We start from the raw sequence: 12,029 nt of genomic DNA, 5'->3' as shown, positions 1-12,029 counted from the left end.
GGCATTACTTCTTGCTACTTTAGCCGCAAGAAGTAATGCTTATTTGTGCTTTTAAATGAAAAGAGATTAACGAGCGTCGCGTACCAGTCGGAAAAAGCGAATGTAGTCATACTCACCAAGAGAACTACGTTCAAATGTTCCGTTGGCAAAGCTTACCGTCCAGATAAAGGTATCCGTGGAATCAAAATAGGATGTCGGTGTTGACGAGAACAGCGTCATACTATTAATGGTCGTACGATCATCCGATGCCTCCGTATTTTTTAATGGAAACACTTCTTCATTTAGCGATGGGCGTGCGCATCGCTCTTCAACAATACTGCGTAACTCCTTTAGGTTAGGTAAGCGCCAATCGTTGTAACCCGCATACCCTTCCCCCTCATTCAAGGTATCAATGTATTCAATCGCCGCAGCAAAAGTAGACTGTAAGGTACTACCAGAACGACAGTCGGCCCCAGAAAAACCCTCAACACAACGTTTCCACATCAGTCCAGTCGTGTGATCCACCACAACCCCTTTGTCTTCATCAATGGTGAAGTTGGCCGTGGGCGTGGTCGCCGCAATTGTTGAGGTATTGCAGGCAGCTTGAGCCTGTAAGGCAACCACACCTGTTAGCAGAGAAGCGATAAAAAACTTATTCATGAGCCGTCCTCACCAAGATTACTCCAGCACTGGTGCCTTTCGACATCCCGTTCATTACACCAAGATTCTGTCCGCTAGACACACTATCACGTAGGTAAATTCGCCATGCTCGACCCGCATCACTGACATCATAGTAAGGCGACATCGTCCAATAGCTGTCTGCCAACGTATCCGCACTAAATGGGAAAAAGTTAGTATCCACAGCATAACTTGAGCGACGAGCAAAACTGTCCCCATAGTAGGTAATACTCAGTAGCTCTTTCGCCGTTGGCAAGCGCCAATCAGTGTAGCCACATAATCCTTCTAGATTGACTCGAGCTCGATAATCAGAGGTATTACAAAAACTATCAGAGCCGTTATAAGCAAAGCAGGTGTCTGGGGAACTTGCATGAGATTGCTCCCCTTCCGTCACACCAGAGCCGCTGAGGCTCGGCTCATACCATGTAAAAACATCGTCCGCGTCGTGCAGACCACTACTAAAGCCATCACCACGGGCGCTGTCACCCGCTTCTTTAACTTCCCACATCAGACCCGTGACTTGATCTAACACACAGCTCCAATCTTCAGAATCCGCGGTTAGCACGCTGCCATCACTGCCAATTTTGCTAAAACTAAATCCGCCGAGACCGTCCTCATCACCACTGGCAATCGCGTCCACATCTCGACCAAAACTACAGTCTTGCCCTTTGCTCGCTCGATCCCCCTCGGCACAGCCTTCTAAATGCTCCTCTGAGGTAACCGAAAACCGGGTTCCGGTATCGTTCAGTTCACGCATTTGCAAGAAATCTTCTGCCACTATGCCATTCTCTTGTGGAACAAAGGCTTTTATTGGACTGAACGAACTAACGTTAGTAGAGGTCAACGATTCTTTAGCAACCACCGCCACATAATACGTCGAACCATTGCTCAAATACGCCGCTGGCGAGATATAGCTAGTGCCTTGTAGATTGTCGACCGCGATCAGCAAGCTTGATAACTCACTGTCTACGGTAATTTCTTCGGTTGAATAATATACGGTATAAGCCGCCGCATTAGGCGTGTCATTCCAACGTAACACCACTTGCTGGTTCGCCGCCACCGCAGTCAAAGACACTGGAGCCTGTAACGCCGCATCCACAGCATAGTCCGCAGGATCTGGCATCTCATCAGGATCGGTTGGTGTGGTAGGTGTTGTAGGCTCAGTGGGTGTAACGGGCTCTTCTGGTGTGGCTGGCTCTTCTGGCGTCGTGGGAGTTGTCGGTGTTGTGGGGGTTGTTGGCGTTGCAGGTGTATCCGTACCCCCATCCACGGCCCCAGAATCTCCTGATTCTTCTGGTGTGCCACAACCAGATAAAGCAACCGCACATAATACAGATAAGAGAATTCTATTCATGAAAGCTCATCCATTAATAAAGATGTCATTGGCTATTGATCATAGCCTATCGACAAAACTGACAGAAAATTTACCTTATCAGAACAAAAAAACGCCAAGAAGTCTCCCTCTTGGCGTTTTTGATAACACTAATTTCTGTGATTAGATGTGTTCGACGTTTTCGATTTCGTAGACCACTTCACCAGCTGGAATCTTAATGGCGACTTCGTCACCTTCCATTTTGCCGATGATCGCTTTGGCGATCGGTGATGCGTAAGAAATCTTCTTCGCTTTCACATCAGACTCGTCATCACCCACAATTTTGTAAGTTACCGTCTCTTCTGTATCAACGTTAAACAGAGTTACCGTTGTCCCGAAGATAACCTTACCCGTGTGAGGGATGCTTTTCACATCAATCACTTGCGAGTCTGAAAGCTTGCCTTCAATCTCAGAGATACGGCCTTCACAGAAGCCTTGCTCTTCACGAGCCGCGTGGTATTCCGCATTCTCTTTTAAGTCACCGTGCTCTCGTGCTTCCGCGATGTCTGCGATCACACGAGGACGAACCACAGTTTTAAGGTGATTAAGTTCTTCGCGAAGACGCGCTTCCCCTTCCACCGTCATAGGTACCTTTTTCATCATTTCCCCGAATGCAAATCTTGCAGTCTTCTGACTTTGATTTCTTCATTCATACGGCTGATGGCTAGGCTAGTCGCTTCCGCACCCGCTAGAGTCGTGGTGTAGCAAACTTTGCCCTGTAGCGCTGTACGACGAATCACAGAAGAATCTGCAATCGCTTGTGTACCAGAAGTTGTGTTGATGATGTAAGCGATTTCGCCATTCTTCAACATATCCACGATGTGTGGACGACCTTCGTTTACTTTGTTGACTTTCTGAACGTCAACGCCGTTTTCTGCAAGGAACTTCGCAGTACCACCTGTTGCTACTAGGTCAAAACCTAGGCCAATGAGGCGTTTCGCCACTTCAACCGCACCTGGTTTGTCTTGGTCTCGAACAGACATGAATGCACGACCAGATGTTGGTAGCACTGTACCACCACCTAATGCCGCTTTGCCGAACGCTTCAGCAAACGTATCGCCCACACCCATCACTTCACCCGTAGATTTCATTTCAGGGCCAAGAATTGGGTCAACACCTTGGAATTTGTTGAATGGGAATACCGCTTCTTTCACGCTGTAGTAACTTGGGATCACTTCTTCAGTGAAGCCTAGCTCTGCTAGAGACTTGCCAGCCATGACTAGAGCAGCCAATTGCGCTAGAGAACGACCGATACATTTCGATACGAAAGGCACCGTACGTGATGCACGAGGGTTAACCTCGATTACGTAGATCTCACCGTCTTGAACCGCTAGCTGAGTATTCATTAGACCGATGACACCAAGCTCAAGCGCCATACGCTTGATCATATCGCGAATTTGATCTTGGATGTCCGCTGGCAATGAGTATGGCGGCAAAGAACATGCTGAGTCACCAGAGTGAACACCGGCTTGCTCAATGTGCTGCATGATACCGCCAATCACTACTTGCTTACCATCAGAGATACAGTCGATATCAATCTCGATCGCTGAGTTTAGGAAGTGGTCTAGTAGTACTGGACTGTCGTTCGATACTTTCACAGCAGACGTCATGTAACGAGACAGCTCTTTCTCGTTGTATACGATTTCCATCGCGCGACCACCTAGTACGTAAGACGGACGCACAACCAATGGGTAGCCGATTTCAGCAGCTTTCACGATCGCTTGTTCTGTAGAACGAACGGTCGCGTTGTTAGGCTGTTTGTAGCCTAGGCGCTGAATCATGCTTTGGAAACGTTCACGGTCTTCCGCACGGTCGATTGCTTCTGGCGTCGTACCGATAATTGGCACGCCTTCGTTTTGCAGAGCACGAGCAATCTTAAGTGGTGTTTGACCACCGAACTGTACGATCACGCCTGTTGGCTTCTCAGTACGAACGATTTCTAGTACGTCTTCTAGCGTTACTGGCTCGAAGTAAAGACGATCAGAGGTGTCGTAGTCAGTAGAAACGGTTTCAGGGTTACAGTTAACCATGATCGTTTCGAAACCGTCTTCACGTAGACCTAGGGCTGCGTGTACACAACAGTAGTCGAATTCGATACCTTGACCGATACGGTTAGGACCACCACCTAGGATGATCACTTTTTCGCGATCAGAAGGTGCTGCTTCACACTCATCTTCGTACGTTGAGTACATGTACGCAGTGTTGGACGCAAATTCTGCCGCACAAGTATCTACGCGCTTGTACACGGGGTGTACGTTCACTAGGTAACGACGCTCACGCAGAGACTTCTCAGTCACACTTAGCAAAGATGCCAAACGCGCATCAGAGAAACCTTTACGTTTTAGACGACGCATGTAGTCGTAATCAAGATCCGCAAGACCAGCGTTTTCTAGCGCTTGTTCTTCTTTGATTAGGTCTTCAATTTGTACAAGGAACCATGGATCAACACCAGTCACTTCGTACACTTCGTCAATGCTCATGCCTGAACGGAACGCATCTCCGATATACCAAATACGGTCTGCACCAGGTGCTTTCAATTCACGCTGCAACTTCTCTTTGCTGGTTTCATCTGCAAGATCAAGCTGTGGATTAAAACCATCAGAACCCGTCTCAAGGCCGCGCAATGCTTTCTGCAAAGACTCTTGGAACGTACGGCCGATCGCCATCACCTCACCAACCGACTTCATCTGCGTGGTTAGACGATCGTTTGCTGTTGGGAACTTCTCGAATGTGAAACGAGGAATCTTAGTAACAACGTAGTCGATTGACGGCTCGAAACTCGCAGGTGTTAGGCCACCAGTGATGTCGTTTTGTAGCTCATCAAGGGTGTAGCCGATTGCCAATTTAGCGGCGATCTTAGCGATTGGGAAACCTGTTGCTTTAGACGCTAGTGCAGAGGAACGCGATACACGCGGGTTCATCTCGATAACCACTAGACGACCAGTCTTAGGATCCATACCGAACTGTACGTTCGAGCCACCTGTTTCGACACCGATCTCACGCAATACCGCCAAGGAAGCGTTACGCATGATTTGGTATTCTTTGTCCGTCAGAGTCTGAGCGGGTGCAACCGTGATCGAATCACCGGTGTGAACACCCATGGCGTCGAAGTTTTCGATCGCACAAACGATGATACAGTTGTCGTTTTTGTCACGCACAACTTCCATCTCGTACTCTTTCCAACCGATTAGAGATTCGTCGATTAGAAGCTCGTTGGTTGGAGAAAGATCCAAACCACGAGTACAGATCTCTTCGAACTCTTCCATGTTGTAAGCGATACCACCACCGGTACCACCCATTGTGAAAGATGGACGAATAATACATGGGAAGCCAACTTCGTTCAGTACACCAAGTGCTTCGTCCATGTTGTGCGCGATACCCGCACGTGGACATTCTAGGCCGATAGACTTCATCGCTTGGTCGAAACGGTGACGGTCTTCCGCTTTGTCGATTGCATCGGCCGTTGCACCGATCATTTCAACATTGTATTTCGCAAGTACACCGTGACGCTCTAGATCTAGGGCACAGTTCAATGCTGTTTGACCACCCATTGTCGGAAGAACGGCATCTGGACGCTCTTTCTCGATGATCTTTTCAACTGTTTGCCACTCGATTGGCTCGATGTAGGTTGCATCCGCCATCACTGGATCAGTCATGATGGTTGCAGGGTTCGAGTTCACAAGGATTACTCGGAAGCCTTCTTCACGAAGGGCTTTACAGGCTTGCGCACCTGAGTAGTCAAATTCACAGGCCTGACCGATGACAATCGGACCAGCACCTAAGATTAAGACGCTTTTTATGTCAGTACGTTTTGGCATAGTCTTCTCGTTCTCGCTTAGGCTTTCGTTGCTTTGATGTTTTCAATGAACAGATCAAAAAGCGGCGCCACGTCGTGTGGACCAGGGCTTGCTTCAGGGTGCCCCTGGAAGCTGAACGCTTTCTTATCAGTACGTGCAATACCTTGTAGAGAACCGTCAAACAATGATTTGTGTGTCGCTTCAAGATTTGCAGGCAACGTTGCTTCATCTACGGCGAAACCGTGGTTCTGGCTAGTGATCATCACACGGCCAGATTTAATGTCTTGTACAGGGTGGTTCGCACCGTGGTGACCAAACTTCATTTTTAGCGTTTGCGCACCGCTTGCAAGAGCAAGCAACTGGTGTCCTAGACAGATACCGAAAACGGGAATTTCAGTTTCTAGGATTTCTTTGATCGCATTGATCGCGTAATCACATGGTTCCGGGTCACCAGGGCCATTTGATAGGAAAACACCGTCTGGATTCAGTGCAAGTACGTCACTTGCAGGTGTTTTCGCAGGTACAACTGTTAAGCGGCAACCACGCTCAACAAGCATACGCAAAATGTTAGTTTTTACACCGTAGTCGTACGCCACAACGTGGAATGGAAATTCCGTTGGCGTCGTGTGACCGTCTACCAAATCCCAAGTTGACTCGGTCCACTCGTAAGATTTGTCGGTCGTAACTTCTTTGGCTAGATCCATGCCTTTCAAACCAGGGAAAGCTTTTGCTTGTGCAACGGCTTCCTCTTCGTTGATATTGTCGCCCGCCATAATACAGCCAGCTAGTGCACCTTTCTCACGCAAGATACGAGTCAATTTACGCGTATCAATATCTGCAATGCCTACCACACCTTTACGCGTTAGGTACGCATCTAGGGTTTCTTGTTTACGCCAGCTACTTGCTAGCAAAGGTAGGTCACGGATGATCAGGCCCGAACACCATACTTGGCCAGACTCTTCGTCTTCGGCGTTAACGCCAGTATTACCAATGTGTGGGTAGGTCAAAGTGACCATTTGTCGAGCGTAGGAAGGATCGGTAAGAATTTCTTGATAACCGGTCATAGAGGTGTTAAATACAACCTCTGCGGTTGAGGAGCCATCTGCCCCGATCGACACTCCTCTGAATATAGTGCCGTCTTCCAGAGCAAGAATCGCTGATGTTGCCAAAGGAACCTCCCGTTAGAGCCTATTTTAGGTTGCAAAAAAGCGAGGCAAACTCGTGGCCCACCTCGCTTTCATAAAATCATGCTGATGTCGTAATCAAACTACTGCTATGTGATGAGCCGCTACGACTAAATAAATCCGGACAATTTTACTCTTATATGGCGATAGCGTCCATACAAAAGACCGCCCTAATCCGCAAAGTTTAGCCGTTTTTGCGCATTTTTAGCTGACCATTCAGACAAGATTGAACAAGTTAGCAAAGTAAGCCTTGTGCTACTTCTTGGGTTTTATCAATCCCCTGAAGGCTCGCCAATACTGCCAAAGAGAATGCCATGGCCATCGCTGGCCCCTGCCCTGTGATCACATTACCATCCATAACGACTGGCTGATCCACAATGTATTCCGCGCCCGTTAGACCTGCTTCAAAACCTGGATAACAGGTCGCTTGCTTGTCCACTACAAAGCCATGAGTACCAAAAACCACCGCAGGTGAGGCGCAAATAGCCGCCAGCAAGGCGTCTTGAATATCGTGTTTTTCCAGCATATCGATCAATAACTTGCTATCACGCAGATGCTCTGCACCAGGCATACCGCCAGGCAATACGATGGCATCGTACATTTGCTCCGCTACATCCGTCAGCAGAACATCGGCAACGATATTGGTGCCGTTTGCCGCTTTAATTTGTTTTTCCTCATGCACACTAGCGACGGTCACCTCAGCTCCCCCACGACGGAGTACATCAATGATGGTGATCGCTTCAATGTCTTCACTGCCGTTGGCAATCGGTACCAATACTGTTGTCATGTGTTATCTCGCTTATTTCAATTTACATGTCATGAGCACGGCGTTTTCTCTACCGCCCTCATTTAGTGAGTAATAATTCTTACGTAAGCCAACCTGCTCAAAACCAAGCTGCAGATACAATGCAATGGCGCCATGATTCGATTCGCGCACTTCTAATAAGCCTTCTTCACAACCTTGCTCAAGCGCCCAAGACAACCATTGCTGCAATAGCTGCTTTGCTAGACCTTGGCGACGCTTGTTGTGATCTGTGACGACTAACTCTAGCTCAGATTGATCAAACAGCAATGATGCCGTTAGCCAGCCAACCACTTGCTTTGACTCACAACACTCGAACAGCCAATTTTGACGATTCAACAGCGCCTCTTCTATTAAGGAAGCACTCCATGGATGCGGATCAGAAGTCTGCTCTAACGCAACAATCTCATCTAAATCCGATACGTCCGCTGTTCTTAGCACAAAAGGTGAGGTCATTATAGTTCTCAAGCGAAGCTTCGCTGCATCACTTGCCATGCTTCTTTACGCAATTCAGGAATGCGTAACATCTGTGGCAAGCTATGCACCTGAGCTCGGGGCAAGTTTTTTAAAGGGTGTTGTTCAGCAAGGGCCGCAAAATATTGCACACAGTGATCACCCGCAAGAATCACTCGCTGTGGCATCTGGCTGGCACTTTGGTTATGCAAAAATTGCTCGAATGCGCCGATTGCCCAATCTTGGCGCTGTACAAGGTGGTGGTTTTTGAGCTTGCCTGGCCACTGGTACAACGCAACGCTCCACTCTCCGACTTCTTGTTTGAGTAACGCTTTAGCTAGGCTTAAAGCCAACTTATCCAGCTGATCTTGTTCTTGGAAAGAGCTTGGCAAATCTGTAATCAGCAACAGCTGTCCAGCCAACATATAGGCACACATCTGAGAAGGGATCGGCAAGCCAAGCGCTATTTCAGACGCAGTCGTTTCGACCGGAGCTAAAATCTCTTCAATAGGCTGAAGATCTTCGACAATGACTTCTGGCGCGGCGCCGAGCTGGCGACGTAGATCCGCTACAGAGGCGTCTTTCTGCTTTTCATCCACCGCAGTCGCCGCTGGCACAGGCGGTTTAAAGGTTGATTCGGGAATAATTTGTGGTTGTGCTGGCGCAATTGGCGTTACGCCATCGGCGCGCGCCCAAGGCTGCGGCGTTCGAAACACTTCGCCCTGCACAGGCATTTGCCCCTGCATCCAACTGACAACGCCTAACTCTTTTAAGCATTGCGTTTGAAAGGCCTGATGGTGAGAGAGTTCGCGCGACACGGGCACTTCCTGAAAAATTATGAATAGCCAGAATTATACGCACAGGGACGAGCCACGCCAAACTCTCAAATAAGAAGTTTGATGCGCTTTTTTAACCGATACGTCAAGATTACATAGAGGCCCTTGTTTAGGATGCGTATAATGCCCCCTCTCAGTAAAGATCACGCCAACAAAGGTTCTCTATGAAAAAATCATTACTCTGCATCGCAAACCTCCTTCTGCTCAGTCTGCCATCTTTTTCCAATGCAGCTTCCCTTCCGGACCTTAAGGGGCAGACGATTGTTGCCGTTACGGAAAATGCTTATACACCACTCAACTTCGTTGACCCGCAAACAGGTGAAGGCATTGGCTGGGAGTACGATGCGTTTAATGAGATTGCCAAACGCCTAAATGCAAAAGTAGATTGGCAACTGAGTAGCTGGGACACCATGATTCAAGGTGTGAAACAAGGCCAATACGATGTTGGCATGGATGGCATTACCATCAATGATGAGCGTAAGCAGCAAGTAGACTTCTCAGAGCCCTACATGATTTCAGAGCAATTCATGCTGGTACGCGCCAATGAAGATCGCTTCTCTAATGCCAAAGAGTTCGCCGCGAATGAAGACTTATACTTTGGTGCCCAACCCGCGACAACGAACTTTTACGTGGCCGTTTATGACGTACTCGATGGCGATGAAACCAATCCTCGTATTAGCTTATTTGAAACCTTCGGCGCCTCCGTGCAAGCACTGAAGTCTGGTGATGTGGATTCGGTATTAATGGATAGCACTTCGGCACGTGGTTACATGGGAGCGAACCCTGGCGCTTTTAAAGTCGTCGGAGACGCCCTAGGCTCTGAGGCGTTTGGCTTCATTTTCACACCGGGTTCGAAGCTAATTGAACCCGTTAACGCTGCCATTAAAAGCATGCAGCAAGATGGCACACTGGATGCGCTCAATCAAAAATGGTTCTTCGACTACAACCAATAATTGCGCCTTTTCATGCCCTCTAAACATTCTTTAAAAAAATTACCATGGTGGCTATTGGCCACTGTGGTTCTCGGAGCTCTTCTTGGCTGGAATATTATTGCTGACCAAAGCTACCAAGATATCACCCGAACGCTTAGCAAAGGCCTGCTAACCACTATAGGCGTAACGCTTTGTGCGTTTATTCTTGCCTCCCTTTTAGGCTTAGCCGTGGCAATGGCTGGATTCTCAAAGTGGCGGCTTGTTCGAGAAATTTCACGCTTTTACATTGAAATTCTGCGCGGCATTCCTGTACTCGTGTTGCTGTTTTATATCGCTTTTGTTGGCGCGCCAGAACTCATCAAGCTTTGGAATTGGGCGTTACAAAAACCAATCGAATGGGGATGGCTAGACAAGGCTCGCACACGAGATTTCACCTTACTGTGGCGAGCGATTCTAGCGTTAGCGATTAGCTACAGCGCTTTTATAGCAGAAGTTTTTCGTGCCGGTATTCAAGAAGTAGGCAAAGGTCAAATCGAAGCGGCTCAAGCTTTAGGGCTTAGCGGCTGGCAACGTTTTCGCCTAATCATCTGGCCTCAAGCACTGCGCAAGATTCTTCCTCCACTTGGCAACGACTTTGTGGCACTCATCAAAGACTCGTCCTTAGTTTCTGTGCTGGGTGTACAAGACATTACGCAATTGGGCAAGGTCTACAGCTCTTCCACTTTCCAGTTTTTTGAAACCTATAACGTCGTGGCTTTTATGTATCTGACGTTAACCTTAAGCCTGTCTTTACTCATTCGTGCGTTTGAAAAGTATCTTCGCCGCCATGAACATCATCGCTAACGCTAAACCATACAGTGCCTCAAGTGAGATTGCATTTTACTTGAGGCATTCGCGCCAAGTGCAACTAAAGAAGTGATGAGCGCGTGATGTCCTTAACGTAAGCAACGCCCGCCAGCGCCATGGCTACTTCGAATTCCTCTCGCAGAATACGTAGCATATGGGCCACTCCTGCTGCCCCCGCCACAGCCAAGGCGTAAAACTGCGGACGCCCAATCAGCACCGCATCGGCCCCCAAAGCAATTGCCTTAAACACATCCGTGCCACGTTGAATGGCGCCGTCTAACAACACGCAAAACTCTGAACCAACTGCTTCACGTACTGCTGCGACCATATCAATAGCGCTTGGCACGCAATCTAGGGTACGACCACCGTGATTGGATACAATCACACCCTGAGCCCCCAATTCTTGAGCTTTACGTGCGTCCGCTGGATGTAAAATACCTTTGATAATCACTGGCAATTCGGTTTGCTCAATCAGCCATGCCACATCATTCCAGTTTGGGGCTTCACTCATCATGCCCTGAAAAACAATACTTTGATCTGGCGTAAAGGCTTGTCGTGGCAGCTCTGGGCGATCTTTTAAATTTACTGCTGAGACACCTTCTGGCAAAGCAAACTTAGCTCGTTGAGCACGATTACGAATGCCATGAATGGCTGAATCTACGGTTAAGACGATGGCTTGATATCCCGCTTTTTCTGCACGCTTGATCAGACTTAGATTGAAGTCACGATCCACCTGCCAGTACAACTGAAACCATTTCGGTGAGTTCAGCTGTTCGCTGATGGCTTCCATTTCCACAGACGCTAAGGTACTGACCATCATGCCGATTTCTAAGGCACTGGCCGCTTGAGCCGTCGCTATTTCCCCTTGTTCATGAGCCATCTTTTGAAAGGCCACTGGCGCCAACATCATGGGCGTCCGCCACGTTTGCCCCAACACCTGAGTATGTGTGGAGCCATGACGCACATCGTTGAGCATACGCGGCAGTATCTTGATTGCATCAAGGGATTCACGATTACCGCGCAAAGTCATTTCATCGGCACCACCACCATAGACGTACTCGTAAATAGCATGTGGTAATACCTCTTTAGCAAGACGTTCATAGTCCGCCACACATAGAGCATCTTCTGGAATTATTACGTGACTCACGGT

At 48.3% G+C, this 12,029-nt stretch carries 11 protein-coding genes; 2 read left to right on the top strand and 9 right to left on the bottom strand.

The window, feature by feature from the left end:
* Positions 1-66 precede the first annotated feature (66 nt).
* The 8 genes from ASC49_RS17310 to ASC49_RS17275 all read right to left on the bottom strand — a co-directional run bounded on the left by ASC49_RS17310 (position 67) and on the right by ASC49_RS17275 (position 9,083).
* On the bottom strand, positions 67-639 hold the full coding sequence (locus ASC49_RS17310; RefSeq protein WP_055464502.1) for an Lcl C-terminal domain-containing protein: 573 nt from the start codon (positions 637-639) through the stop codon (positions 67-69).
* Positions 632-2,011 (bottom strand): Lcl C-terminal domain-containing protein, encoded by a 1,380-nt coding sequence (locus tag ASC49_RS17305; RefSeq protein WP_055464501.1) that lies wholly within the window; start codon positions 2,009-2,011, stop codon positions 632-634. The genes ASC49_RS17310 and ASC49_RS17305 overlap by 8 nt, the downstream gene beginning before the upstream one ends.
* A gap of 141 nt (positions 2,012-2,152) precedes the next feature.
* Positions 2,153-2,629: a transcription elongation factor GreA gene (greA, locus tag ASC49_RS17300; protein ID WP_055464500.1), complete on the bottom strand. Its 477-nt coding sequence runs from the start codon at positions 2,627-2,629 to the stop codon at positions 2,153-2,155.
* A complete protein-coding gene (carB, locus tag ASC49_RS17295; protein ID WP_055464499.1) occupies positions 2,629-5,847 on the bottom strand; it encodes a carbamoyl-phosphate synthase large subunit in 3,219 nt (1,072 codons plus the stop codon). Before carB ends, greA begins: the two co-directional genes overlap by 1 nt.
* Positions 5,848-5,864: 17 nt before the next feature.
* Entirely contained in the window at positions 5,865-6,995 is a 1,131-nt protein-coding gene (carA, locus tag ASC49_RS17290) for a glutamine-hydrolyzing carbamoyl-phosphate synthase small subunit (RefSeq protein WP_055464498.1), read from the bottom strand.
* Between the two features lie 250 nt (positions 6,996-7,245).
* Complete coding sequence (locus ASC49_RS17285) at positions 7,246-7,797, bottom strand: DJ-1 family glyoxalase III (protein WP_055464497.1); 552 nt, start codon at positions 7,795-7,797, stop codon at positions 7,246-7,248.
* A gap of 12 nt (positions 7,798-7,809) precedes the next feature.
* Positions 7,810-8,268, bottom strand: a complete 459-nt coding sequence (gene rimI / locus ASC49_RS17280) for a ribosomal protein S18-alanine N-acetyltransferase (RefSeq protein ID WP_055464496.1) — start codon at positions 8,266-8,268, stop codon at positions 7,810-7,812.
* Between the two features lie 8 nt (positions 8,269-8,276).
* Positions 8,277-9,083, bottom strand: coding sequence for a hypothetical protein (locus ASC49_RS17275; RefSeq protein ID WP_055464495.1), 807 nt, complete (start codon positions 9,081-9,083; stop codon positions 8,277-8,279).
* Positions 9,084-9,265: 182 nt separating this feature from the next.
* Here ASC49_RS17275 and ASC49_RS17270 point away from each other — a divergent pair, with 182 nt between their 5' ends.
* A complete protein-coding gene (locus ASC49_RS17270; protein WP_055464494.1) occupies positions 9,266-10,054 on the top strand; it encodes a transporter substrate-binding domain-containing protein in 789 nt (262 codons plus the stop codon).
* Positions 10,055-10,117: 63 nt separating this feature from the next.
* Complete coding sequence (locus ASC49_RS17265) at positions 10,118-10,876, top strand: amino acid ABC transporter permease (RefSeq protein WP_245624751.1); 759 nt, start codon at positions 10,118-10,120, stop codon at positions 10,874-10,876.
* A gap of 64 nt (positions 10,877-10,940) precedes the next feature.
* Here ASC49_RS17265 and ASC49_RS17260 read toward each other — a convergent pair whose 3' ends face one another.
* Positions 10,941-12,026 (bottom strand): alpha-hydroxy acid oxidase, encoded by a 1,086-nt coding sequence (locus ASC49_RS17260; RefSeq protein ID WP_055464492.1) that lies wholly within the window; start codon positions 12,024-12,026, stop codon positions 10,941-10,943.
* Positions 12,027-12,029: the final 3 nt, after the last annotated feature.

The organism is Marinomonas fungiae (assembly GCF_001418205.1).
GTDB lineage: Bacteria > Pseudomonadota > Gammaproteobacteria > Pseudomonadales > Marinomonadaceae > Marinomonas > Marinomonas fungiae.
The sequence above is the reverse complement of the archived record's forward strand: the minus strand, read 5'-3'. Positions and strand labels throughout refer to the sequence as shown.

What these genes read in the sequence shown, in the direction of transcription:
- ASC49_RS17305 (WP_055464501.1), bottom strand. Translation starts at nt 2,011, where the DNA reads ATGAATAGAATTCTCTTATCTGTATTATGTGCGGTTGCTTTATCTGGT.
- rimI (WP_055464496.1), bottom strand. Translation starts at nt 8,268, where the DNA reads ATGACCTCACCTTTTGTGCTAAGAACAGCGGACGTATCGGATTTAGAT.
- greA (WP_055464500.1), bottom strand. Translation starts at nt 2,629, where the DNA reads ATGAAAAAGGTACCTATGACGGTGGAAGGGGAAGCGCGTCTTCGCGAA.
- ASC49_RS17285 (WP_055464497.1), bottom strand. Translation starts at nt 7,797, where the DNA reads ATGACAACAGTATTGGTACCGATTGCCAACGGCAGTGAAGACATTGAA.
- carB (WP_055464499.1), bottom strand. Translation starts at nt 5,847, where the DNA reads ATGCCAAAACGTACTGACATAAAAAGCGTCTTAATCTTAGGTGCTGGT.
- ASC49_RS17270 (WP_055464494.1), top strand. Translation starts at nt 9,266, where the DNA reads ATGAAAAAATCATTACTCTGCATCGCAAACCTCCTTCTGCTCAGTCTG.
- ASC49_RS17310 (WP_055464502.1), bottom strand. Translation starts at nt 639, where the DNA reads ATGAATAAGTTTTTTATCGCTTCTCTGCTAACAGGTGTGGTTGCCTTA.